Here is a 25054-nt window from a genome sequence, read left to right on the forward strand (position 1 = left end):
CTTTCTTATGTACTCATATTCTAGCGAAAATAAAGGGAAATAGCTATTTTCCTATCACGTTCCCGTTCTCCTATCTGATTGAAATAACATAGGCACCTTTCCTCACTCTTTTCATATCATAAACCATCATGAACAAAAAGGAGGCTGGCAATATCATGTATTACGATTACTATGACTACTCGCCATATGACATGCGTCAAAACACAAGGATCATTTCAGACCTTGAGAAAGCGCTCAATGGTGAATATTCTGCGATCCAATGCTACGAAAAACTTGCCCAAAAAGCAAAAAACCCTGAGGCGAAAAAGGTCATTCAAGAAATACGTCAGGATGAAGTCAGACACTATCAACTATTTTCAAAGCTATATTATTCTTTAACAGGTAGAAACCACAAACCAAGCATAACAGAACCTTGTCCAGAACAATTCAGAGAAGGACTTATGTTTGCCTTTAAAGATGAACAAAAAACGGTCGATTTTTACTTAAGCGTATCAGACTATGTCCGTGACCAAGGAACAAAAGAGCTAATGAAACGTATCGCTCAAGATGAACAGCAGCATGCTGTATGGTTTTTATACCTTTTAACGCACCATGTGTCTTAGATAGTCCTATTTTAATAGGAGATCGTATGTTCCGTCAAAAAATGAAATCGATTTTTCGTTCCTTCAATATGTCAAAGTTAGCGCTAAATGCAGCAAAGTCTCACATCCCTTCCTCATTTTCAAACGAGAAAATGAGAATTTGACCATTAAAAAAACTCCTCTGCCACAAATGCAGAAGGAGTTTTTTCATGATCTTTTAATGAAATTTTGCTTCATTGCTTTGCTGCTGATGCTTGAGAACCCCATCAATTGACAGCAGCTTACTGCCGCTAAGTGTTAAATAAAGCGCCATGACGAGCAGCGAAAGTTCAAATTCATAACCGCCAACAAATCCTTTAGAAAAACCAACAGTAATAATCGCTACAGCCATAATTGGTACAAATAATGCTGCGAAAATACGTGTTCCTAGACCTAAAATCAAAGCGATACCCCCGACTAGCTCAATTGTCTTGACAATATAGGCCATAAATTCGGGTAAACCGATTTGCCCAAAGAATGCTGCTGTTCCTCCCAGTCCTCCTTGATATGCCTGAAGTCCATGTAAAAAGAAAATAATACCTAAAATAACGCGTACAAAAAGTGTTCCTATTTCTTGATTCGTTTTCATATAGTGAATTCCTCCTGTTTTTACACTACATAATGTAATGTTAATAAGTAAAAAAAATTAGTAATTTAAGTTGAGCATAATCATTAAGACCACCATCAGAATGGCTGATGTGACAATTGGAATAATTGGTACATTAAAAGGAATATTGTAAGTTGGATTTAAGATTTTTTGTATTCTTAAATTCAATGCCCGATCTCCAAAGGACACCGCAAACTTTGTTTGTTTTTGAAACTGGGTTTTCTTTTTAATCAGTTTCAAAAGGGCCTGCCCTACTCCAAGCTCAGTACCTGTCTGCTGAATGGCATAGTCATCTGCAATCACTTCGCGAAAAACAGAGTAGCTTTGTCTCATATGCTTTAACACTGGAATGTACCAAATGACTTTTGTGAGCATTGAGAACATGAAAGCTTTTAAGGGATCATAGCTGTATTTGTGATGCAATTCATGATGAACAACAGCGTCAATCTCCTCTTTATCCAGCATGTCCATGAGGGCTGTTGATAAATAAACCTTTGGGTGAAGCATCCCCATTGCAAAGGCAAGCGGTTCTTGACAGTGAAACACAATGATATCGTTTTGATATTTCTCTGACAGAAATTCGGTTGACTGTTGTTCGACTGCCAACATCATATGTCGTTTGAATTGAATGTACTTGCTGATTTGCTTTGCCATATAGAAAATTGCAAATCCCAATGTGTAGAGGACTAAGGCATCTAGAAAATACTTTAAAGGAGTGAATCCATAAAATTCGAGCACGGACTGGCATACATGGATCAGGTTATATGCTTGGTTCCAGCCAAAAAAGCTTGAAAGCACGTAATACCCCATCTGATAAAAAATGGCTAAACCAATCAATATACCGCCTAAAAACAGCAGACTCGACTTCATTTTATTCATTTTGCTGCTCCTCTTTTTTAGATGCTAGCCTTGCTTCTAGAACTTTGAGTAATTCAGGATCAGCACTTTCAATCGCATCCACCATATGATTCACTGCCAATGGACCAAAATCGTCCATCAATCCTTGCGTAATCCATTTTGTTTGCTCATTTAGAAATTCTTCTTTTGTTAAAATGGGATTATAAATAGATGAGCGCCCTTTTGTTTTCTTCTCCACAATTCCTTTTTCGGTTAAGCGGTTCAGCACAGTCATCACCGTGTTGAAATTAATCGGCTTTTCATCTGACAGCTTCTGCTGCACCTCTTTAATCGGCATATCCTCACCTTGATAAAGGATCTCCATAATTCTTCCCTCTAAAGGACCAAAAAAACGATTCAATCCCTTTTCATTATATTTAAAAGAAGGAATTTTCATGTTATCACCCCACACTAAGCATTGTAGTGTAATTGAAAATGATAGTCAACTGATAAGATAAATAGGGGAAAATCGTTGTATATTGACTTTGCTTTTGGTAAAAATTATTTCTTTCTTTATAAGAATTTGCTAACCATTTATTGATAAGATAATCTTATGAAAATGGTAAAAAAAATCGTATTTTATTTATAGAGACTTTTGTATTATAGTGAAGATAACAACATTTCACTTACTGAACAAACATATAGGAAGAAGGTTTACATGTGATGAAACAAGGAAACAGCCTTCGAACCGATCTCATTCTGATTGCGATAAGCGGTTTAGGTGGATTTCTTTTGTCTTTAACAGGAATGTCTATTGGCTGGATGGTTGGTACATTAATCACAGCAGCTTTTATTGCCATGCGCCGCCCCACCCTGTTTCAGCGTAAAGGAACCAGCACCTTACGTATTCACAGCAGATGGCTGCTCCTTGGTCAATTCATTCTCGGAATCGAACTCGGACAGAAAATGAATATGAAGGTCCTTCACATTTTCGCTGAAAATTGGCTCCCTGTGAGTTTCATGCTCGTCTTTTCTATTCTACTGGCGATGCTCTCAGGCTTTGTCTTATGGAAGCTGAGCAAAACAGATATGCTGACAAGCTTTGTCGGAACTGCCCCCGGCGGTTTATCCGCTATGCCGGGGATTGCCCAAGAGGTGGGAGCAAATACAGCTGTTGTGAGTCTCGTGCAAACGATACGTGTATTAATGGTTGTACTCACTATCCCTTTTACAGTGTTTTATTTAAATACAAAAAACGAAGCGGATGCGGTTGTAGCTACGCAAGGAAGTGCCTTCTCTTCGGGCGTTTTCACCCTGTCAAACATCTCTTGGACCGCTGCACTTATTTTAGGTGCCTGGCTCATGTCACGCCTGGCAGTTCGTCTTCATTTCCCTGCCCCTTGGCTGATCGGCAGCATGCTAGGCGTCGCAGCTCTTCAAGTTGGTGCGGGCGCACTCATAGGTTATGATTTGATTCCTTATTGGCCGGCACAAGCGAACATTGCGTCTCAAGTATTTCTAGGTGCAACCATCGGATCAAAAATGAATAAACAGATGTTTGTTGGACTAAAAAACACTCTCATTGTGGCTGTCGTCAGCTCAGCCGGGCTAATTGCTGCGACTGTCCTCAGCTCTATTGCCATTGCTGAGATTACAGGCATTTCTGTCATTACAGCCATTCTTGCCTTTTCGCCTGGCGGTATTGCAGAGATGGCAACAACAGCGGTCACACTTCACGAGGATTCTACCTTTGTTGTGGCTGTACAAGTCGTCAGAATTATTCTCGTCATTGCAATGCTGCCACCGTTTTTCCGGTTCTTACATCATGTCTGGGCAAAAAGGCAGCCTGATTATAAAGCCGCAAAATAAAAAAGAGACGCTTTGCATATGCAGAGCGCCTTTTTTATTCGCTGGTATTCCTTTTGACACCGACGACTTGATCCTTTGAAATGGTGCCAAAATGCCGGCTGTCAAAGCTATGTATTCGGTTATCTCCAACCACAAAGTAATGATTGTTTTTGATTTTATCGTCTCCTGTGATGGCTTTCAGCTGAAAATCTCCTGTCAGGACGTTCCCCATTTTATGTTTTTTCTGCTCTTTTAAATAAGGTTCCTTCTTTTTTTCACCATCGACAAATAACTGATCATCTTCATACTTGATCGTTTCTCCTGGGAGTCCAATGACCCGTTTGATCAAGATTTGATTTTTAGGTCCGTGAAATAACACATAATCAAACCGGCTAATTTTCGTGAGTTTTGGCGAGAACTTATTGATTAATAATTCTGTTCCATCTGTAAAAGTTGGGTCCATACTAACCCCTTCTACTTTGTACGTGACAAACATGAAATTCTTTACTTGGAACAATAAGACGATGCCTGTAATAATCATCAACCATAGCAATGGCTTCTTTTTCATTAAGAGCCTCCTTTGTCCTCACGCTTGCTCATTCGAATGTTCAACCTATTTTCTACTCTCTTTCCAACATACCATAATAACGCGATAACTAGAACCGCAAAAACACTTCTTAACGGATTCTTAACTAAAGCAGAAAGATCATAGCCAATAAAACTAATGATAAAAAGCATGACACACTTGCCAGATAAAGCAGCTAATGAGAATTGCCAAAAGCTAATTCTTGATAAACCCGCTACAACATTGACAGCAGCAGAGGGCGTGAAAGGAAAGCAAAGTAAAATAAATAACGGACCAAACCCTCGCTTCTCCACCCAAAGCATCAATTTTTTAATGGAAGGATGCCTACTGATAAAGTTGAGCATTCTCATCTGTCCAAATTTTCTGATCAGCAAAAAGACAAGAATAGACCCTGCACTTGCGCCAATCCAGGTCAATAAAAAGCCTTCCCAAAGGCCAAATGCATTTGCATTCGCTACAGCAAACGCAACGAGTGGTAAAAACGGAAGAAATGCTTCTATTAAGGGTAGCAATATGGCCACAATCGGTCCAAAGGCCTTGTAGCTTTCAAAAAATGATGTGATATTTTCATGAGTAAATAGGGAAAGAAATGATGTCAACTTCTTTGACTCCTTCAAGGTTTGTCTACTTTTCATTTTACATGGAAAACATAAAAATATACAAATGAATCCCCCCTGCCCCCTTGAGATTGGTTGACTCATCCGATATAATAAATAAGAACAGGTGTTCCATAAATAAAGAAAGCAGGCTTGGACATGACGAGACTATCAAGAATACAGCTTCAGATGATGGAACAGGCCATCTTTCTTCCAATGGTCATCTCCATCCTCAATCGTGATTTGACTCACTTAAAACAACATCAAACATTTAAACTAAATGAACCATACATTCAGCTTGTGACCTCTGCCTTAAAGGAAGCACAGAAAGCACTTTATGAACTGAAGCAGCATTTACGTAAAGAAAAAATGAAGGTACAGCAAATTGAACACGATGAAGGATTTACAACTTATCTATTTATCATAGATGGCTATGAAGAAAAGCATAAATACTTTAATCCACGTATACGCCACCGGGTAGAGGAACTGCTGACTCAGTATTTTCTTCATCAAGCGAACTGAATTTGCTTCATTGTCGCGCTTACCCATTCAAAGCAAAAAGCCTGCCACAGCGGCAGGCTCCTACTTATTTATGATAATTCAAGCTGTTCTCTCAGCTCTGTTCTCACTTCGTCTAATCCAGCGCCATCTAACTCAAAGTAATACACATTCCCAGGCTGATAATCATGGCCCTTCAGCTGAATGGTATCCACTGATTTCAATGAGCTCATTAACGGGAAAAGACCGATAAACTGCTTCATGGACAGATTGGTTGAAACATTATCACCAAGTGTATCAATGATGTTGTCATATGACGGGATCGAAGAAATAGATTTAGATTTTTCAAAGATGGCTTGAAGTGCTTCCATTTGGCGCTTCCCGCGCATGAGGTCACTGTCTGCCTTTCTCGTTCTCACAAAGGCTAATGCTTCTTCACCATTTAATGTATGGGTGCCTGTCTGCACATGAACTTTTCCCTTTGAATCCTTTTCCATTTGTTTTGCGATACCTTCATCTTCAATCGTGACGTCAATTCCATTTAACTCATCCACAATGTCTTGAAACGCCTTAAAGTTCCCTGAAATCACATAATCTACAGGAATGTTCAGCAAGTTTTCGACCGTTTTGACTGACAAATCTGCACTCCCAAACGCATGGGCGTGGGCGATTTTATCATATCCTCTTCCAGGTATATCAACATAAGAATCACGAGGAATACTGAGGAGCTTGATGGTTTTCTCTGTTCGGTTCACCGCCGCCAGTAAGACCGCATCACTTCTTGCTTCGTCTACCGTTTCACCTGGACGGCTGTCAATTCCAAGCAGCAGCACCGAGAAGCTATCTTTTCCTGGATCAAAAGCTTTCACACGCTTTTGCGAGGTGTCTCCTCTTTCTAATGACACTTGCGCCTTATCCGACGCTTTTGAAATTTTATAGTAAGCATATCCTGTCACGGACACTGCCATCACCATGACAAAAGCCATGATAAACAGCACCGCTTTCACCCAAGGTCTCAGCCTTCTTTTTGATCTTGTTTTTTCCTTCATCCTTTCCGAACCCTCACTCTATCTTAGTCTATCAATGTAGGTTCCACTATAACATATTTTGATGAAAGTTTCCTGCACGCAACATATTTTTATGAATCCACAATAAAAAAAGCCGCTCAGTATGAGCAGCTTTTCTTCCATTATTTTTGGTCAATTCCTTGTTTTACTTCATCAATCATGGCAGTCAATGATTCAAGGCCGCCGCCAGATAAATACCACATGTCAGAGTTCAAATACACCACATGGTTGTTTTTGACCGCTTTGACTGATTTCACATAATCATTTTCAACAAGCTGTTTCGCAGAAGTTTCTTCTCCGATCGCTGCGCCTCGATCAATGACAAATAAGTAATCCGGATTCGTTTTGACCATGTACTCATATGAAATGCTTTGTCCGTGTTTGTCAGATGGCTCAAGCTTTTGATCTGCCGGCGTGATACCAAACACATCATGGATGAGTCCGTATCTTGACTTAGCACCAAAGGCTGTCATTTTACTGTCGTTGGCCATGATCATTAAACCATTCTGTTTCAACTCTTTTGCCTGTTTCTTTAATGCATCTACTTTTTGATCAATGGCTGCTAGTTCTTTTTTGACTTCGTCTTCCTTATCAAAAATTTCCCCTAACGTCGTGGCATTCTTTTTAAATGATTCCATATAGTTGGCAGTGTCTACATCCATCAAAATCGTAGGAGCAATTTCAGAAAATTCATCGAATGCATCTGATTGACGAGACTGAATAATAATCAAATCGGGCTTAATCTCTGCAATTTTTTCGAAGTTCGGCTCTTTTAAACCGCCGACATTCTCATATTTGTCACCTTCATATTTGGATAAATATTTAGGCACGACTTGTTTTGGTAAAGCTGTCACATCCACACCTAGTTTGTCCAGCGTATCAAGACTTCCCATATCAAACACGACGACTTTTTTCGGGTTTTTCTTGATCTTCACACCATCTTTATTCAGCATGTCTTTTACCGTGACGGTTTCCTCTTTTGTTCCTTCTGTTTTTCCTTGGTTCCCGCAGGCAGCGAGTACAACAATCGCTGTTAATACAGTCATCATCCATATCCATTTTTTCATACTTGATCACCTCTTCATTTTTTTAAGAAAAATATAAGCAAATACGCTCACCGTGAATGACTTCAATCGGTATGCGCATGTCATAAATTTGTTCAAGTGCATCTGTTTGAATCACTTCTTCTACTCCGCCTTCTTTGATCACCTGTCCATCTTTTAAAGCGACGATATGATCGGAATACACAGATGCAAAGTTAATATCATGGAGAACCACAACAATTGTTTTCCCAAGATCTTTGACGAGCTGCTTAAATAGCTTCATCATCTCAACAGAATGATTCATATCCAAGTTGTTTAAAGGCTCATCTAAGAAAATATAATCCGTATCCTGAGCCAGCACCATCGCAATAAAGGCTCTTTGCCTTTGTCCGCCGCTCAGTTCATCTACATATTGATGCTGGATATCGGCAAGCCTCATGTATTGAAGAGACACATCGATCATCTTCTCATCTTCTTTTGTCAGCTGGCCCTGTGAGTAAGGAAAACGGCCAAAGCTGACAAGCTCCCGTACGGTCAGGCGCACACTCATGTGATTGGCCTGCTTTAAAATGCTCATCTTTTTCGCTAGCTCCTGCGGAGGATACGCGCTATATGGTTTGTCCTGTAAATAAGCTGCACCTGTGTCTGGCTGAATCAAGCGGCTCATGATGGACAAAAGCGTGCTCTTACCCGCACCATTTGGACCAATGAGAGAGGTCAGCTGTCCTTTTTTCACACTGACAGTTGTTTTGTGAAGCACTGTTTTTCCGTTATATGTCTTACTGACTCCCTTCATTACGACCATGAACGACTCTCCTTTAAAAGTAAGTAAATAAAATACAATCCGCCTACTAAATCAATCAGGACACTCAGCGGCGTTTGAAAAGTAAATACCTTTTCTACAAGAAACTCCCCGCCTACAAGGGCAATCACACTGATGAAAAAAGAGCCTAGCAGCAAGTATGTATGCCGGTACGTCCGAAAGAGCTCTCGTGCGACGTTCACGACGAGTAAGCCAAGGAACGTAATCGGTCCGACAAGTGCTGTTGCGATGGACACAAGAACGGCTATCACGATCAGCATCTTTTTTGTGATGCTGTCATAGTCAATTCCCAGATTCACCGCATGCTCCTTCCCAAGTGACATGACATCTAATTTGGAGCGGAATGTCCAAATGTAAAGGCACAGCGCCGCAAATAAAACAGAAGCAATGAGTAAGATATCTGTGTTCATGTGATTAAAGCTTGCAAAGGATTTATCTTGTACGACCTGGTATTCATTTGGATCAATCAGCATTTCCATAAAAGAAGAAAGGCTTTTGAACAATGTCCCAAAGACAATACCAACAAGCAGAAGCAAGAAAATGTGTTTATTTTTCCGTTTGAACATCACCGTATATAACAGCACAGAAAATAGAATCATCAGCCCAACGCAAAGGAAAAAATTCAGGTTTTTATTGACGATCATAAAATTGGTCGAGCCAAACAGATAAATAATCGCTGTTTGCAAAAACAAGTACAGTGCGTCTAAACCTAGTATGCTCGGCGTTAAGATTCGATTGTTGGTCAAGGTTTGGAAGACAACAGATGAAAAGGCAATCGCGCCTCCCGTCAATGTCATCGCCAGCACTTTCTTTAAACGACTTGGCACTGTGTACGGCCAGTACCCCATTTGAAAGGTAATGAAAATCACGATCAGCACGGCTGCAATGGCTGCAATCAGGCATAATGTACGTTTCTTATGCATAGCGTTTCCTCCTTAATAACATGTACAGGAAGATCGCACTTCCGACGATGCCTACCATGAGCCCAACTGAAATTTCATATGGATAAATGATCACCCTTCCGAGCACATCACAAATCAGAACAAAAATGGCTCCTAGTAAGGCTGTATGCGGAAGGCTCTTTTTCAAGTGATCGCCGCGGTAGATCGATACAATATTCGGAATGATTAAGCCTAGGAATGGCAACATTCCGACAGTTAATATGGTGACAGATGTAATCATCGAAACGATCACCAAACCAACCGCCATCACACGTTTATACGTTAAACCTAAGTTGATGGCAAAGCTCTCACCCATACCCGCCACTGTAAAGCGGTCAGCATATAAATACGCGATGATCAATAGTGGAACACTCACATAGAGCAGTTCATAACGCCCCTGAACAATAAGAGAAAAATCCCCTTGAAGCCATGCAGATACGTTTTGGATCAGATCATATTTATAGGCTATAAACGTAGATATTGAACTGACAATCCCGCCAAACATTAAGCCGACTAACGGTACATAGATCGTATCGTTCACCTTAATATGCCGCAGGATTTTTAAGAAAAGAAGATTCCCAGCTAAAGTAAATAGAAACGCGATTCCCATTTTCATGAGCGGGCTCGCATGTGTAAAAACAAGCATTGCTGCTAAAATACCAAGCTTCGCCCAATCCATCGTTCCTGCAGTGGTTGGTGAAACAAATTTATTCCTCGTCATGCTTTGCATAATAAAGCCGCATAAACTAAGGCTCATGCCAGCAAGCACAATACTCATGAGACGCGGGATGCGACTTGAAACTAACGTATGTAATTGTTCATCTGTTAAATGAAACATCTGTAAAATGGACAGATCCTGTACACCGACAAACAGTGATACACATGCCAAACATACAAATAATAAACTTAATTGATACAACTTCATACTGGTTTCTCTCTTTCTATCAAGCTCTTTCCGCTAAAAATGATTATCATTATCAATTAAGCGACAGTTCATATATTATCATATCTAGTAAAATATTCAATAGCAGATTGAGAAAGACGGAAACTCATGAAAAAACAGCCTGCGGCAGCGGCTGCTTTTTCACCATTATTGAATGCTCACTTGAAATTGTCCTTTCAATTCCTCTTCTGCTTCTTGAAATAACTGCCTTACGCTTTCTGCATACTCGCCAAGAGCGTCTTTGCTCGTTTCAAAATTTACCCATGTCAGCTCTATTGGAAGATTTACTTCTCCTGTCAAACAGTCCCATAGGGCATCAAGATTTTTCCCGTAATAGTCAGGAAGGTGTAAAACTGTTTTTAGTTGGTCATGAAGCTCTTCTTGCGACCTGCACGATGCGCCGTCCAGCTGCACTTTTTTCATGTCATCTTCCCCTCTCATGCCTTTATTTTAAACGAACAGAAGGAAAAAGAGAAAGCGGGACTCCTCACTTTTGTTTCTGTCTGACACTTGAGATCAAAAGGATGAGACAAGCAGCCAAAACGACCAAGAAAAAGACGGTTAACACCATCTGGGTCCCGTACAGATCAGCAAAAAGACCGATAAAAACACTCGGAATACCCAGGCCTAAATAGGCAAACAAGTAAAACCCTGCAACGGCTCTAGCTGCCTCCTTTTTCCCCCGTTCGACAATAAGCTGAAGACCACCTAAATAAGTAAATCCATAGCAGGCAGTACCCGCAAGCATCGTTCCGGCAAGCACAAGAAAGATGGACCCGCTATTTGCTCCAAATAGCAAAAGGCCGTATCCGCATGGAAGACAGATAAACCCGGCAAAGAGCGCTACTGTGCTATTCATCTTGCGAACAAAAGGCTGCATCAGGACACCTGCCATATTAATCAAAAAGAGTGCCGGCCCTACCCATAATTCATATCCATTCAATTTAAGCTGTGCTGGCAAAACCGAAATGACGAGGCCGCACACCGACCACGCGATGGCAATCGCTGCATTCGCCGGCATTGTTCCTTTTGGAAATGTTGGCATGTTCATCATCGGTTTACCTGAATCTCCTTGTACAGGCGGAACGAAAAAGAAGACACCCACGATGGTTAGGATTAAAAGGCCCAGCACAATCCAATAGCTAAGAGGCACAAGCGACATACGCTGAAAAGAAAGCAGTGCCGTAAAAAGAGCACCGCCCCCAAAGCCAACCGAACTGCATAACGCAATAAAAGTTGGAATCCAGCTTGATTTTTCTGGATATAAAGCAATCAAATAAGCGGTGCATGTGCCAACACTCAGACCAAGCCCCACCCCTTGCAGCAGCCGGGCTGCAAAGAGCATTTGTATGGTAGGGTGCACGATCATCAATAGGGTAGCACATAACGAAAAGCTTAGCGCGACCAATAAAACCGGTTTGCGTCCAGCCCGATCAGATATGCCGCCAAGAAAAAGCAAGACTGGAATCAGTCCGAAGACATATGCAGCAAATACAAGTGCTGTAGCCGCCTTTCCGTACCCTGCTTGTTCCGCATACAACGTATAAAGGGGCACTTGCAGATTCACTGCGGTCGTAATCATAAAAAGACCAAATAAAACGAATATAAATGGAATGATGGATAGGTGTGCTGTTTCTTCTTTAGATGCAGGAATCATTTGACTCTCTCCTCTATGTCATAAGCATATGAGAACAGTGTACACACCTTTTGGCTTACTTCCTATATCCAAAAATGATGCTATTGACCACTCCATAATTCCGTGTCATCATCAAGTTATATGTGACAATGAGAGAAGGTGTCCGATGTATATTTATTTAGACCGCTCAAGTACAACCCCGCTCTGGCAGCAAATCGTGACTGGGATCATTCAACAAATTCATTCACAAAAACTGAATCCTGACGATCAGTTAACACCAACACGGGTATTAGCACAGGAGCTCAATGTATCAAGATCAACTATACAGCTTGCCTATGATGAACTGCTGGCAAGAGGATATGTCAGCACATCTAGAAGAGGCGGTACAAAGGTCATTTCGAGTGACCACTATGCAGCCTCCACTCCCCATCAAAGTGAGCCCCCTTTCCCTCTTCCGGTAAGACCACACTTTCAAGAGGCGGAGAAACAAATGGACCACTGGCTGTCGGCCAATCAATTTCATGAGAAACTCGATATTGATTTTCGACATCAGGAGCCAGCCATCGATGAACATTTTCAAAATATATGGAAACGGTCGCTCACGAAAGCATTACAGCGATTAGATATGAAAGATTGGGGCTATTCCTCCCCGCACGGATTATGGGAAGTACGTTCAGAAATACGCCAATACTTATCTGTAGAACGCGGAATCGATGTAAAAGAAGATCAAATGGTGTTAACAGGTGGCACGCAGCAAGCCATTGATTTGATTTCACAGGTATTGCTTAAAAAAGGCGATACAGTAGCTGTTGAAGATCCAGGCTTTCCTGGGGCAAGGCTTTCATTTATGCATCGTGAAATGAACATTTATCCCGCACCCGTCGATGAAGAAGGAATCATGGTGAATACAGTGCCACGGCAAACAAAGCTGATTGCGGTGACGCCCTCCCATCAGCGTCCAACCGGTGTATGTATGAGTGTCAACAGAAGGCAGCAGCTGCTGAAATTTGCTGTCAGCCATCAGTCTTATATACTAGAGGATGATTTTGATGGAGATTATCGTTATCATGGCGGACCGCTTCCTTCATTATTTTCAGAAGCACCCGACCATGTGATTTACATCTTAAGCTTCTCCAAGGTGCTGACACCCGGCATCCGCCTTGCTGCCATTATCGGCTCCAAAGCGGTCATAAAAGAAATCGCTTCCCTGCAATCACTCATTCAAAGACAGCTGCCCATTATGGAACAGATCACACTCGCTTCTTTTTTCAGAGAAGGAGAATTCACGCGATATGTCAGGCGAATGAGACAGCTGTATAAAAAAAGACAGGCTGCTATGATGGATGCCCTTTTGACACAACACTTTGACAAGCACTTTCATATCTATGGAACCGATACGGGTCTTCATGTCTTTTTAGAAGGAGCGCCAGACTTTGACGAAAAAGGCAGTATTGAAGCAGCCAAAGCAGCGGGCGTTGGCATTTATCCATTAAGTCCTTATTGTTTTGAGAGCAATCGAAAGGGATTACTGCTAGGCTTCGCCTGTACGGACGAAAACATGATTCAAGAGGGTGTCCGCCGCTTAAAGCAAATACTTTATATGTAAAAAAAGCCTGGAAGTCCGCCTTCCAAGCTTTTTTACGTTGATTGCTGAATGCGGCCTACTTCTTCAATAAATGCAGCTGTCTGCTGCAATCCATCTTGCAGATGATGGGTAGCGGAAATAAACAGCTTTTCTTGACCTGGGTGCTTTAATAGCTGCTCCACCTGACCGATTCCTTTTTCAAATGAATGAAGACCTGTCTTTAATTGTTGATCCGCCTTTTGATAAGCGGCTGGAACTTCTTGATGAGCAAGCCCCTTTTGAATCACACGATCAAAGGCTTTCGTCGCTTTTTTCAATTTTTTATTTACTTGGATCTTTCCATGTCCATCTGAAATAAATTGGTCGGTCATGTTTTCATAAGCTTCATTTAACTCATCCATATAACGCTGAACCCATTGTTCATACGCAGCTTCTTTTGTGTCTTGTTTTGAAGGCGATTGACCTGCTTGCTGACAGGCTGCTAGTAATATCACTGTCAAGGTGAATAGCAGCATCAAATGCGATTGTTTTTTCATACAGAGCCTCCATTTCTTATTCCCATTCGTTCATATCGGTCAAAATAGGAGTATCCTTTACCACATACGAACACTTTGCAAGAAATGATTTCTTTTATTGTAACAGACGGCTCGTGTCACTTCTGCGATTTATGAGTAAATGGATGAAAATACGTCTAAGGATCCACATTTTCCTGTCATTTGATTGACAGTCTACCGATACACTTAATAGACGACTGGATATATGGATTTGGTTTCAATAAGTTCATGGTGGATGTTTTCTAATGAAAAGAAATACTTCGTTCGTGTCATCATGATGATGCCAAACGAAGTCGCCTTGTATTTTCCAAGTCTTAAATTATACATCCTGTTGATTTATTGAAGTTTACCTTTACAAGCAATCTCAAGCTCTTCGACTACTTCACCATCTTGAATGAGATATGCTTTTTCATGGAGATTGACAGCGGGACAAATATGATTTGGAATGATTTGCACCTTCTCACCGATCTGGACAGTCTGACGGAAGCCTTCGTGATAGATGATGGCATGCTCATCAAATACACTTGAAACAAATACATCATCATAGTCTTTTACTTTGCCTAGTCCTTTTGTTTTCGTCAGCCCTTTTGTACGGGTTTGAGCCGTGAGCCCTTTGGCTCCAACATCTGTAATGACACGGGCCTTTGTTGGCTTACTGATCACCGTCGTCAGCACAGCTGCCGCACAATGTGAAAAAGTGCCGATCACATTGGATTGAGAGGCATCCATGAAGATGTAAGTGCCTGGTCTGATTTCGGTGACTCCCTTTGGAATATCAAATTGAAATAAGAACGGCGGTGTTGATCCTATGCTCACTACCTCTAGCAGCATGCCTGTTTCTTTCGCAATCTGTGCAAACTGAAGCGTGCGATTCACAGCGTCTTCGTATAATGTGTGACAATGCGCTTTACTTTCCGCCTTATATGTATGTCCATCATGAGAAAAAATCCCCTTTAAATGAACGAAGTCACATGTTTGAATCGCCTGCAAGATTTGACGGAAATCACTCTCTTCAATGACACCAGATCTTTCTTCTCCAACTTCTATCTCAATTAGAACCTCCGCTTTTTTCTCTGCTCCACGAAAGACATGTTCAATTTGATGCACATGCTCTACACAATCTATTCCAAATGAAATTTGTATCGACTCTGCCAGCTTTCGAATTCGCTTGAGCTTTGTCTCGCCTACAATTTGATTGGCGATAAAGATATCTGTCAGCCCATGCGCCGCCATTACTTCCGCTTCTCCTACTTTCGCTACAGTTAAGCCAGATGCGCCCATCTCCTCCTGCACCTTCGCAAGACTAGGTGTTTTATGTGTTTTCGTATGAGGACGCAGTTTGACTTGCTGACGGTCCGCATACTGCTGCATAGCAGCTAGATTCTCCATCATTACCCGTTTATCAATTAATAGCGCCGGTGTATCTAGTTCATCATAAGTCATTATCATATCCCCTTTCACTGCTGCTCGTTATATAAATTTTTATACGTTATAGTTGAATTATATAATTTTTTATATAATTATCAATGTTTTTTTCTTCGAGAAAGAAAGACGATATGCTAAACCCTCGCTTCATAAGGAGTCCAGCGGCTGTCCTGCCGCTGGTTTTAGTTAATATCTGTTCCGAAGCTCCCTTAATATAAAATCGTATACAAGGTTGAGCTGTTGTTCCTTTGGATACAGCATAAATTCTTGTTTTTTAGGAAGACCTCCATCAAGGCGATCTTGAAATTTCGTTCGGAGATACGCTGTTCTGTGCACCTGACTCTCAAATGATTTATATGAGACATCGAGTTCGACGGTTTGCTCATTTGTAAAGATGACCACCGTGTCTCCGAGGGATGATTCCTGGAAGGTATGAATGTATTTGTGGGAGATCCAGCCGCACTGAGGACGGTTGGATGAATAGGTTGGGAAGAAATACAAATGATTGGATGAGTCAATCACAATTGGAGGCTTGTGAGATATTCCTGTTACTTCATATGTTCCCGCTTTTCTGCCCGCATAGCTTGAGCCGAAGAATCTGCAACTGCGTTCAATAATTTGCAGGGGCTTTAATTCAACGTAAAAGCTTGTCTCTCTTTCTATGACTTTTGAATATACTCTTTTTCCTTCTTCAACCGGAAGGACCGCCATTGTTGTTTGATTAATGACGTATGAATCTAAAGGTGTTTCACTAATTCCTGACACTTCATTTCCTCCTGTGTTAATTTTTGGTTATTTTAGATACTATTAATCTATCACCAACATATAAGAAACGACAGGATTTTTTCAAAATTTATTAAAAATCATCTTTTTATCGTATTTTTTAGTCCATTCGATCTATCGAAAAGCCTTTTTTAATGATATATCACATCCTGTCGATCGGACAAGAGATGTCGATTTCGCTCAAAAATAAATTGTCTAAAAATTATAAATTCTTGTTGATTTTTTCTCCGGCAATCCATATACTATAAAAAAGGCATCGGGGGGATTCTTTATGAAAGAGAAAAAAACGTATGCTGAGCTCATGAAGTCCCGCAACACCCAAAAAACCGAAGAAAACGGCGTCACTATTTTAGACATCTATATTCAAATGGTTTTAGATGAGGCGCTTTATAAACAGCGCTTAACCTTCCTTAGAGAAGAGATTGATAAGGCGCTGGATCAGCGTGATGTAAAGCGATTCAACGACCTGTCAGCTCAATATGCAGAACACTGCTTACATCAATCATGATGATTTTACTTGCGGCAAAGAGACAGCAACTCGTCTCTTTACCGCAAGTTTTTTGTTTATCCATTTAAAATGGTTCCGCCATTTACATGCAGGATTTGTCCATTCATATAAGAGGAGTCTTCGCTCGCTAAAAACAAATAGCTCGGCGCAAGCTCTACTGGCTCACCAGGACGTTCCATTGGAACATCTCCGCCAAATTCTGAGACTTCCTTTTCCGTAAAGGTCGATGGAATGAGCGGTGTCCAAATAGGCCCTGGGGCTACCCCATTCACTCTGATCCCCTGTTTAATGAGCGATAAAGATAATGATCTCGTAAATGTCACGACTGCCCCTTTTGTAGATGAATAGTCGATCAAGGTTTCATGCCCTTTATAGGCTGTAACAGATGTGGTATTAATGATACTGCTTCCTTTCTTTAAATGAGGAAGAACCGCTTTTGTTAAATAAAACATGGCAAAAATATTCGTTTGAAATGTTCGAAGAAGCTGATGCGAGGTAATCTGTTCAATGCTTTTTTGCGGATGCTGTTCCCCGGCGTTGTTCACCAAAATATCGATGGAACCGAAAACATCTTTCGTTTTTTTGACGACCTCGTTTGAAAACGCCTCATCTCCTAAATCACCTGCAATTAAAATGGCGCGGCCTCCCGCCTTTTCAATATAGTCCTTCGTTTCCTCTGCATCGCGGTGTTCACTCAAGTAAACAATGGCGACATTGGCTCCTTCCTTCGCAAACAAGACCGAGACTGCTCTTCCGATCCCGCTGTCTCCACCTGTCACAATGGCTGTTTTCCCTGCTAACTTTTTATCCGGCACCTCTCGATCAAAAACAGGTCTAGGGTTCATTTTATATTCCAGACCTGGACGTTCATTTTGATGCTGAGGCGGCAATGTTTTCTTCGGCTGCTTTGTTGACACGTCTGTCCACTCCTTCCTTTTATCTTGTTTATTTTTATGTGTTGGCTATTTTTTTATGTATGTCAAACTAGTTTCCTTACGAATGTATGATTTTCATCATTGTGGAAAAATTATACACAACAAGTCACTAACTGGAGGCGACAATATGGAGCAAGAACATAAAGGATCGGAACAGGCAAAATCGTTATGGATAGCAGAAAGTCGGAAGCATTCTTTTCCTGCTGTACATGAGGATCTCACAGCAGATGTCATCATTGTTGGCGGCGGCATTACCGGTATCGCTACTGCGTTTGAAATGACAGAGCGCGGGCTGGATGTCATCATCATTGATGCCGATCAACTGCTGCAAGGTACGACCGGACATACGACAGCTAAGATTACCTCACAGCACGATGTGTACTACCATGAGCTGATTCAGCAAATTGGCATGCCCAAAGCTCGATTGTATGTAGAAGCAAACGAGAAAGCAAAAGAGCTGATTCAAGCTCGTGTCAAAGAGTACGACATCGATTGTCAGCTAGAGATAAAAGATGCTTACCTTTATACAAAGGAAGAAAGCGGTGTAAAAAAGTTAAAGAAGGAATTAGATGCCTACAAACAGCTTGGGATTGACCGAGAATGGAAAACAGCGCTTCCTTTTGATGCTGACATCAAAGCTGCCCTAGCAATGACGCAGCAGGCACAGTTTCATCCCCTTCATTATCTAAATGCACTAATCGACCAGCTCCTAGAGCGAGGTGTACGTATTTATGAACAGACAACTGCTGTTGACGTGAAAGAAGGAAACCGGCCTGCTGTCGTCACACAAGACGGACATCACCTGACAGGACGCTATATCATTTCCTGTTCGCACTTCCCTTTTTATGACGGGAAAGGACTTTATTTCACACGAATTCACCCAGAACAATCTTATGTGGTAGCAGCCAAAACAACGAAGCCGCTTCCAGACGGGATGTATTTAGGAATCGACCAGCCTGCTCATTCTTTAAGAACCGCAGAATGGCATGGTGAGGAAGTGGTTCTCATCGGAGGAGAAGGCCATAAAACTGGACAAGGCGGGGTTGAATCTGCTCACTATGAAGGATTAGAAAGGTTTGGAGACGCCACCCTTGGAATTGAAGAGGTGCTATATCGCTGGTCGACACACGATATGGTCACAATGGATCAAATCCCTTACATTGGCCGCCTGACCAAACACCACCAAAATATCTTCGTTGCAACCGGTTTTAGAAAATGGGGCATGACGACAAGCCATGTCGCAGCCACTCTTATCGGTGATTTGATTGAGGGAAAATCGAATCCATACGAATCGATTTTTACGCCATCAAGACCTGTTTCTGACTCTTTCGTCAAAGATTTTATTAAAGAAAACAGCAATGTCGCTGCCAAGCTGATCAGTGGTAAATTAAAACGAACCGATCAAACAATTGATGATTTAAAACCAGGTGAAGGCGGTATTGTATCTTACGAACATAAAAAATGCGGCGCCTTTAAATCAGAGGACGGGAATATCTTTCTTGTGGATACAACGTGTACTCACCTAGGCTGTGAAGTCGCTTGGAATAATAGCGACCGCACTTGGGATTGCCCGTGTCACGGCTCACGTTTTTCCATTACTGGAGAGGTAGTAGAAGGCCCAGCAAAGAAACCACTAAAAAGGTCTTATAAAGAACAGTAAAATTTTACTGATTCCCTTTAAAAAATCCAATATTATCCGATAAATAATATAAAGTCTGATAATTTGTGATGATTATGGGGGGACCAAAACATTGTTATTTAAAAAAGAGACGAAAAGAAAAAACACTGCTTTTTTCACACAGCAGGATGATGGGATAAAACGAATCAACTTTTTAAACAATACGGATATCGCGAAACAAATCAAAATGATAGACCTGACGCAGCATGACCTCTTTATTCTAAAACAGCTCAATCCAATTGTTCAGGAGGATATTGCACATATCGTTGATAAATTTTATAAAAATTTAGAAGTCGAATCTTCCTTGATGCATATCATTCAAGATAATAGTTCTGTCGAACGTTTGAAAAAAACACTCCGCATTCATATTAGTGAAATGTTTGCAGGTGTGGTTGATGAAGCCTATGTGGCAAAACGAATTAAAATTGCGCAAGTTCATTTACGGATTGGCCTCCAGCCTAAATGGTATATGGCAGCATTCCAGGATCTTCTGCTATCGATTATGGATTTATTTGCTCAGCATATCCAAGATTTCAAAGAATATCAGACAGCAGTCAAAGCGACGACGAAAATCTTAAATTTAGAGCAGCAGCTTGTCCTGGATACATTCCAAAATGAATATTCTAAAATTCGTGATGAAGCAGAACAGCAGCAGCAGGAGCTTCATACAAAAATCACAGAAACATCAAATTCGCTTGCTTCTCTCTTCTCAAACACAACAAATGCAGTGGACAAGCTTGTATCAAAATCTGATGAGATGGCGGACATGTCGCAAGCTGGAACGCAAATTTCAGCACAGGTCGAGGAAAAATCGATCGGCGGTAAAAAAGAATTAGAAATTCAACAAACACAAATGAACCAAATTGATGGCAGCATGACAAAGATTGAAACAGAAATTAAGCGTTTAGAAGAAATCGCCAAACAGATTGAACAAATCTTTGGGATTGTCACAGGCATTGCAGAGCAGACGAATTTGTTATCTTTAAATGCCTCAATCGAATCTGCACGAGCTGGTGAACATGGTAAAGGCTTTGCTGTCGTCGCAAACGAGGTTCGTAAATTGTCAGAGGACACAAAGAAAACGGTTTCAACCGTGTCTGAACTCGTCAACAATACCAATTCACAAATCTCCATTGTGTCTCAGCACATTGGGGACGTGAATTTACTCGTGACAGACAGTAAAGAAAAAATGACTCAAATCAATTCGCTCTTCGATGATATCGTCAGCAGCATGAACTTAAGTAAAAACCAAAATGGAAAAATTGAAATCGACCTTCAAACCTTCCTTAACGAATTGAAGGAAGTCAAACAAACGGTGTCCCAAGTTGCCAGCTCAGTCGAATCCTTAACAAGTCTCACAAATCGCTGATCCAGTCTTTTTTTTTCTGCTTTAGTATAATAGAAGAAAAGATAGAAAAGGCGGGATTTGCTTGACAACAATTTGCCTAGTCAGACACGGGGAAACAGATTGGAATGCAGCGAAACGAATTCAAGGACGAACAGATATCCTTTTAAACGACACTGGTAAATGGCAGGCTGAACAAACGGGACTTTACTTAAAGAATGTCCATTGGGATGTTGTCATTTCCAGTCCACTCACAAGGGCAAAAGAAACGGCTCACTTGATTTTAAAACATGTAGATGCGCCTCTTGTCATCATGGATGATTTCATTGAACGTGATTATGGTGACGCTGAAGGCATGTCGTTTGAGGAGCGCCAAAAGCTGTTCCCAGATAAACAGTATCCAAACATGGAGCCGCTTGAGGCGATTCAAGATCGAATGGTAGAAGGCATTGAGAAAGTCAGAGCAGCCTATCCAAATCAAAAAGTCCTGATCGTGGCACACGGCGCTGCTATCCATGCTTTACTTACCACCTTAGCGGATGAACATCTGGGTCTAGAGAACACGAGACTTGTCAATGCTTGCTTAAATTATGTGGAATGGAAAGATGGTGAATGGAAGGTCCTTGATTACAACGTGGTCAGCCATTTAACTCAATCCTCCCCTTCTTAAAGAACCTGTTATTGTAACAGGTTCTTTTTAAACGACAAAAACAAAATAAAATAATATTTTTTTATATCGAAATTCGAAATAGATGCTAGACGTTTCTACCTATTTTAAGGCTTTTCGGGTATCGAATATTTGTCCGAAAATGGATCATAAGAAAAAAAGCACACTTCCTTTTTAATAGATAACCGCTGAAACAGTAGAACAAACATATTTTCCCAACGTTTCCAAGTGACTTAATTCCCCAATTTTCGCTAGGACTTTCACAAAAATTCGGGTCTACTCTTATTTGCCTACTTCCCTTAAACTGAATATACAGAATAATCAAACGAATCATTCTTATAGACTACGAATGATTATTCTGAAATAAGAAAAAAGGGATGTGGATTGTGCGTGAAAAAGAAAAATGTAATGACAAGTGTTTTATTGGCTGTCCCTCTTCTGTTTTCAGCAGGGTTTGGAGGCTCAATGGCAAATGCCGAGACGGTCTCAAAGTCAGATAGTGAAAAGAGCTATATTGTTGGCTTTAAAGCCTCTGCCACCACAAACAGCTCTAAGAAACAAGCCGTCACTCAAAATGGCGGAAAACTAGAAAAGCAATATCGTCTTATTAATGCCGCACAAGTAAAGATGTCCGAACAAGCCGCAAAAAAACTTGAACATGACCCTAGCATTGCTTACGTAGAAGAAGACCACAAAGCAGAAGCATATGCACAAACCGTCCCTTATGGAATCCCTCAAATCAAAGCTCCAGCTGTACACGCTCAAGGTTATAAAGGTGCTAATGTCAAAGTAGCTGTCCTTGATACTGGAATCCACGCTGCACATCCTGACTTAAATGTTGCAGGCGGTGCCAGCTTCGTCCCTTCAGAGCCAAATGCCACCCAAGACTTTCAATCACATGGAACTCACGTAGCCGGAACCATTGCTGCCCTTGATAACACAATTGGTGTTCTTGGGGTCGCTCCAAGTGCTTCCCTATATGCTGTTAAAGTATTAGACCGCAATGGCGACGGACAATACAGCTGGATCATTAGCGGTATTGAATGGGCTGTAGCCAATAACATGGATGTCATCAATATGAGCTTAGGTGGACCAAACGGTTCAACAGCGCTTAAAAATGCCGTTGATACAGCAAATAACCGCGGAGTCGTTGTTGTGGCGGCCGCAGGTAATTCAGGTTCCACTGGCTCTACAAGTACAGTTGGCTATCCAGCAAAATATGATTCTACAATTGCCGTTGCCAATGTAAACAGCAGCAATGTCAGAAACTCGTCTTCCAGCGCAGGTCCTGAATTAGATGTTTCTGCACCTGGTACTTCTATTTTAAGTACAGTACCAAGCAGTGGATACACATCTTATACTGGAACTTCTATGGCGTCTCCTCATGTAGCAGGAGCAGCAGCGCTTATTCTTTCTAAAAATCCGAACCTATCAAATTCACAGGTTCGCCAGCGCTTAGAAAACACGGCAACACCGCTTGGTAACTCCTTCTATTACGGAAAAGGGTTAATCAACGCTCAAGCGGCTTCTAACTAAACAACCGCGAAAAAAATCCGGCTGATCCAGCCGGTTTTTTTATTTATTGCTTCCTCGACGTTTCCTCTTTTTCCGCTGCATTTTCCATCTCCATGATTCTCTCCATCATGGTTGGGTGTCCATAGCGGAAGACCTTCACTAAAAGCGGTGGATTCACCTGAGACAGCCCTGATTTTGCAAGCTTTTGAAAAGACGTCACCCCTGCCTCTCCGTCTTTTGTCAGGTTTACCGCATATTCGTCAGCTGCTCGTTCTTGATGTCTTGAAACTGCATTTGTAAAAGGTGAAGTTGCAAATGACAGCATCGATACGATAATGAGAAGAAGCGGAAGAGCAGCGATGTCGTTTGACACCCTCAGCCGAAATGGAACTGCTCCCTTTTGATAAAAATAAAAATAGAGACGGTCAATCGCAAAAAATCCGGCAAGTGACAGCACTAGATATCCTGCTAATCCTATATAGACATGCTTCATGACGTAATGTCCCATTTCATGTGCCATAATAAATAAAATTTCGCGATCTTTCAGCTTTTGCAGTGTCGTATCCCATAACACAATACGCTTATTTTCACCAATCCCTGTGACATAAGCATTCATTGTATTCGTTTTCTCAGACATATTGACCTCATATACATGATCTGAGAGGATATGTGCTTTGTCTGCAAGCGTTAAGATCTTGTTCTCAAGAGCTTGATCCTTTAGTGGATAAAAATTGTTATATAACGGATCAATGACGACCGGCTGTATAAAGAAGAGAAATAGCGTGAAGGGGACTGTCAAACACCAAGCATACAGCCACCAACGCTTTCTTCTTTTTTGAATGAGCCAAAAGAATACAATAGCACATAGGGCAAGAAGTGGATATTGAATCCAGAAATCCAGTATTTGATCTTTAAACCAGCTTGCCGTACTTTGAGCAGATACTCCGTAGTGCAAAGACAGCTGATAGCCAATCCACTTAATGGGCAATGAAATCAGCATTGTCAAAAGCGACAACACAAACACATATACAAGTTTGCTTAAAAATGTGAAACGAGCTGCTGCCAGGCTCCAGTCTGCTATTTTTCGTGAAAACCTTGAAATGAGCAGAAGAAAAAAAACATACCAATCTAATGGAATTGTCATGAAATACAGCAGATTACGTATGTTCGAGAAATTCTCGCTGATGACAAGTTCATGGCTTGTCATAAAGGTATGCGGATCTGCACTTGTTCCTTTTACACTTTCAGGAACCGATGAATCCCCAAATAGAAACAAATAAGAATAAATAAAAAGACCGTACAATATGTAAGCTACCGTTGCAAGAGCTACCCATTTACGTACTCGCACTGGTCAGCCTCCTTTCCATCCCTCTCTCTATTCTAATCAACCATTTTTTTGTTTAGAACCTGTCTCATGTGGCTCCATCATAGCATGCCCCATCTGAAAAAGCTTTCGCGAAAAAAATGATTATGCTACTCGAAAATCGGAGATGCTACATATAAAACAGAGAGTTGGAGGATTAAAATGAAGAAAATCCTTGCAGGAGTTGTGATCTTTGGACTTTTACTCATTACCTTCTTTTATGTGTTCAGCCGGACGAGCGAAATCTTTGATGAGAATCGAGCAGAAAAATTGCTGCTTTCACCTGCAAACGAGTCCACTTCTTATGAAATAGATGATAAGGACACAGCAGAAGATTTAATAGAAGAATTAAACAAAGGCAAACAAACAAGCAATCATCTTAAGAAAAATTTAAAGGAACCAGATTATATCGCCAAGGTGATGTACGGCCGAACAAACGGCACCACCTTTCAGCTCTGGACGAGCCGATCACAGGTCGTTTTTTTAGTAGATGGGACTTATTATGAACTGAATCAAAAACAGTCTAATTCTTTTCAGAAACAGCTAAAAGAAGCGATTCAAAAGAGCTAAAATTTTATTTTAGCCCTTTGTCTTCTTTTCAGCGTGATAGAAAACCTTTTCAGACCTGAATGCGAGGGTTTGTCTAAACGC

27 protein-coding genes and 1 pseudogene are annotated in these 25054 nt (G+C 41.1%); 11 read left to right on the plus strand and 17 right to left on the minus strand.

The genetic code is table 11. The features are described from left to right. Positions 1–155: 155 nt before the first annotated feature. Positions 156–602: a ferritin-like domain-containing protein gene (locus C6Y07_RS13855; protein ID WP_106061814.1), complete on the plus strand. Its 447-nt coding sequence runs from the start codon at positions 156–158 to the stop codon at positions 600–602. 196 nt (positions 603–798) lie between these two features. Here C6Y07_RS13855 and C6Y07_RS13860 read toward each other — a convergent pair whose 3' ends face one another. The 3 genes from C6Y07_RS13860 to C6Y07_RS13870 are packed head-to-tail and all read right to left on the minus strand — an operon-like array spanning position 799 to position 2521. After that, complete coding sequence (locus C6Y07_RS13860) at positions 799–1209, minus strand: DoxX family protein (protein ID WP_034663477.1); 411 nt, start codon at positions 1207–1209, stop codon at positions 799–801. A 57-nt stretch (positions 1210–1266) separates the two neighbouring features. Then, the gene (locus C6Y07_RS13865) at positions 1267–2106 is read right to left on the minus strand and encodes a M56 family metallopeptidase (RefSeq protein WP_106041511.1); all 840 of its coding nucleotides are present in this window, start codon (positions 2104–2106) and stop codon (positions 1267–1269) included. Continuing rightward, a complete protein-coding gene (locus C6Y07_RS13870; RefSeq protein ID WP_024425495.1) occupies positions 2099–2521 on the minus strand; it encodes a BlaI/MecI/CopY family transcriptional regulator in 423 nt (140 codons plus the stop codon). Before C6Y07_RS13870 ends, C6Y07_RS13865 begins: the two co-directional genes overlap by 8 nt. Before the next feature lie 266 nt (positions 2522–2787). Here C6Y07_RS13870 and C6Y07_RS13875 point away from each other — a divergent pair, with 266 nt between their 5' ends. Further along, positions 2788–3933 carry an AbrB family transcriptional regulator gene (locus C6Y07_RS13875; protein ID WP_060595948.1) on the plus strand — a complete coding sequence of 382 codons (1146 nt, stop codon included), beginning with the start codon at positions 2788–2790 and terminating at the stop codon, positions 3931–3933. A gap of 34 nt (positions 3934–3967) precedes the next feature. Here the strand turns inward: C6Y07_RS13875 and lepB are convergent, their stop codons facing one another. Both lepB and C6Y07_RS13885 read right to left on the minus strand, forming a co-directional pair. Beyond that, positions 3968–4480 carry a signal peptidase I gene (gene lepB / locus C6Y07_RS13880; protein ID WP_034663490.1) on the minus strand — a complete coding sequence of 171 codons (513 nt, stop codon included), beginning with the start codon at positions 4478–4480 and terminating at the stop codon, positions 3968–3970. Next, positions 4480–5097, minus strand: a complete 618-nt coding sequence (locus C6Y07_RS13885; RefSeq protein WP_034663493.1) for a TVP38/TMEM64 family protein — start codon at positions 5095–5097, stop codon at positions 4480–4482. The genes lepB and C6Y07_RS13885 overlap by 1 nt, the downstream gene beginning before the upstream one ends. Before the next feature lie 156 nt (positions 5098–5253). Here C6Y07_RS13885 and C6Y07_RS13890 point away from each other — a divergent pair, with 156 nt between their 5' ends. Continuing rightward, entirely contained in the window at positions 5254–5616 is a 363-nt protein-coding gene (locus C6Y07_RS13890) for a YhjD family protein (protein ID WP_060595947.1), read from the plus strand. 68 nt (positions 5617–5684) lie between these two features. Here C6Y07_RS13890 and C6Y07_RS13895 read toward each other — a convergent pair whose 3' ends face one another. From C6Y07_RS13895 to C6Y07_RS13925, 7 genes are all read right to left on the minus strand, one after another. Continuing rightward, entirely contained in the window at positions 5685–6641 is a 957-nt protein-coding gene (locus C6Y07_RS13895; RefSeq protein ID WP_106061815.1) for an LCP family protein, read from the minus strand. 140 nt (positions 6642–6781) lie between these two features. Further along, positions 6782–7726, minus strand: coding sequence for a siderophore ABC transporter substrate-binding protein (locus C6Y07_RS13900; protein ID WP_034663500.1), 945 nt, complete (start codon positions 7724–7726; stop codon positions 6782–6784). Between the two features lie 22 nt (positions 7727–7748). Beyond that, positions 7749–8507 (minus strand): iron ABC transporter ATP-binding protein, encoded by a 759-nt coding sequence (locus C6Y07_RS13905; protein ID WP_060595945.1) that lies wholly within the window; start codon positions 8505–8507, stop codon positions 7749–7751. Beyond that, positions 8498–9448, minus strand: a complete 951-nt coding sequence (locus C6Y07_RS13910) for an iron chelate uptake ABC transporter family permease subunit (RefSeq protein WP_044140714.1) — start codon at positions 9446–9448, stop codon at positions 8498–8500. The genes C6Y07_RS13905 and C6Y07_RS13910 overlap by 10 nt, the downstream gene beginning before the upstream one ends. Continuing rightward, the gene (locus C6Y07_RS13915; protein WP_066031073.1) at positions 9441–10391 is read right to left on the minus strand and encodes an ABC transporter permease; all 951 of its coding nucleotides are present in this window, start codon (positions 10389–10391) and stop codon (positions 9441–9443) included. The genes C6Y07_RS13910 and C6Y07_RS13915 overlap by 8 nt, the downstream gene beginning before the upstream one ends. Before the next feature lie 165 nt (positions 10392–10556). Beyond that, on the minus strand, positions 10557–10832 hold the full coding sequence (locus tag C6Y07_RS13920) for a barstar family protein (RefSeq protein WP_060595943.1): 276 nt from the start codon (positions 10830–10832) through the stop codon (positions 10557–10559). 64 nt (positions 10833–10896) lie between these two features. Next, positions 10897–12066: an MFS transporter gene (locus C6Y07_RS13925; RefSeq protein ID WP_106156909.1), complete on the minus strand. Its 1170-nt coding sequence runs from the start codon at positions 12064–12066 to the stop codon at positions 10897–10899. A 145-nt stretch (positions 12067–12211) separates the two neighbouring features. Between C6Y07_RS13925 and pdxR the strand changes: the two genes are divergently transcribed. Then, positions 12212–13651: a MocR-like pyridoxine biosynthesis transcription factor PdxR gene (gene pdxR, locus C6Y07_RS13930; protein ID WP_106061817.1), complete on the plus strand. Its 1440-nt coding sequence runs from the start codon at positions 12212–12214 to the stop codon at positions 13649–13651. A 32-nt stretch (positions 13652–13683) separates the two neighbouring features. Here the strand turns inward: pdxR and C6Y07_RS13935 are convergent, their stop codons facing one another. The 3 genes from C6Y07_RS13935 to C6Y07_RS13945 all read right to left on the minus strand — a co-directional run bounded on the left by C6Y07_RS13935 (position 13684) and on the right by C6Y07_RS13945 (position 16374). After that, positions 13684–14166: a hypothetical protein gene (locus tag C6Y07_RS13935; RefSeq protein ID WP_066031075.1), complete on the minus strand. Its 483-nt coding sequence runs from the start codon at positions 14164–14166 to the stop codon at positions 13684–13686. A gap of 354 nt (positions 14167–14520) precedes the next feature. Further along, on the minus strand, positions 14521–15627 hold the full coding sequence (locus tag C6Y07_RS13940; protein ID WP_066031076.1) for a D-TA family PLP-dependent enzyme: 1107 nt from the start codon (positions 15625–15627) through the stop codon (positions 14521–14523). Between the two features lie 168 nt (positions 15628–15795). Further along, positions 15796–16374, minus strand: a complete 579-nt coding sequence (locus C6Y07_RS13945; RefSeq protein ID WP_034663525.1) for a competence protein ComK — start codon at positions 16372–16374, stop codon at positions 15796–15798. A gap of 289 nt (positions 16375–16663) precedes the next feature. Between C6Y07_RS13945 and C6Y07_RS13950 the strand changes: the two genes are divergently transcribed. Continuing rightward, positions 16664–16900 (plus strand): IDEAL domain-containing protein, encoded by a 237-nt coding sequence (locus C6Y07_RS13950; RefSeq protein WP_060595937.1) that lies wholly within the window; start codon positions 16664–16666, stop codon positions 16898–16900. Positions 16901–16956: 56 nt separating this feature from the next. Here C6Y07_RS13950 and C6Y07_RS13955 read toward each other — a convergent pair whose 3' ends face one another. Next, a complete protein-coding gene (locus C6Y07_RS13955) occupies positions 16957–17817 on the minus strand; it encodes an SDR family oxidoreductase (RefSeq protein WP_106061818.1) in 861 nt (286 codons plus the stop codon). Positions 17818–17962: 145 nt separating this feature from the next. Between C6Y07_RS13955 and C6Y07_RS13960 the strand changes: the two genes are divergently transcribed. The 5 genes and pseudogenes from C6Y07_RS13960 (at position 17963) to C6Y07_RS13975 (ending at position 23061) form a co-directional block, all read left to right on the plus strand. Beyond that, positions 17963–19495, plus strand: a complete 1533-nt coding sequence (locus C6Y07_RS13960; RefSeq protein ID WP_106061819.1) for an FAD-dependent oxidoreductase — start codon at positions 17963–17965, stop codon at positions 19493–19495. Between the two features lie 91 nt (positions 19496–19586). Further along, a pseudogene (locus tag C6Y07_RS19345) lies at positions 19587–20126 on the plus strand (protoglobin family protein); the annotation flags it as partial. Positions 20127–20366: 240 nt separating this feature from the next. Then, the gene (locus C6Y07_RS19350; protein WP_407707228.1) at positions 20367–20882 is read left to right on the plus strand and encodes a methyl-accepting chemotaxis protein; all 516 of its coding nucleotides are present in this window, start codon (positions 20367–20369) and stop codon (positions 20880–20882) included. A gap of 61 nt (positions 20883–20943) precedes the next feature. Next, positions 20944–21528, plus strand: coding sequence for a histidine phosphatase family protein (locus tag C6Y07_RS13970; RefSeq protein ID WP_106061820.1), 585 nt, complete (start codon positions 20944–20946; stop codon positions 21526–21528). Between the two features lie 387 nt (positions 21529–21915). After that, a complete protein-coding gene (locus tag C6Y07_RS13975) occupies positions 21916–23061 on the plus strand; it encodes a serine alkaline protease SapB (RefSeq protein WP_060595933.1) in 1146 nt (381 codons plus the stop codon). A gap of 43 nt (positions 23062–23104) precedes the next feature. On the opposite strand, the gene C6Y07_RS13980 is transcribed toward C6Y07_RS13975, so the two are convergent. Then, positions 23105–24388: a M48 family metallopeptidase gene (locus tag C6Y07_RS13980; protein ID WP_106156911.1), complete on the minus strand. Its 1284-nt coding sequence runs from the start codon at positions 24386–24388 to the stop codon at positions 23105–23107. Between the two features lie 177 nt (positions 24389–24565). On the opposite strand from C6Y07_RS13980, the gene C6Y07_RS13985 reads away from it, so the two are divergent. Then, a complete protein-coding gene (locus tag C6Y07_RS13985) occupies positions 24566–24973 on the plus strand; it encodes a YhfM domain-containing protein (RefSeq protein ID WP_066031080.1) in 408 nt (135 codons plus the stop codon). Positions 24974–25054: the final 81 nt, after the last annotated feature.

It is taken from the genome of Bacillus sp. LNXM12-1, from assembly GCF_003004375.1.
Lineage (GTDB): Bacteria > Bacillota > Bacilli > Bacillales > Bacillaceae > Bacillus.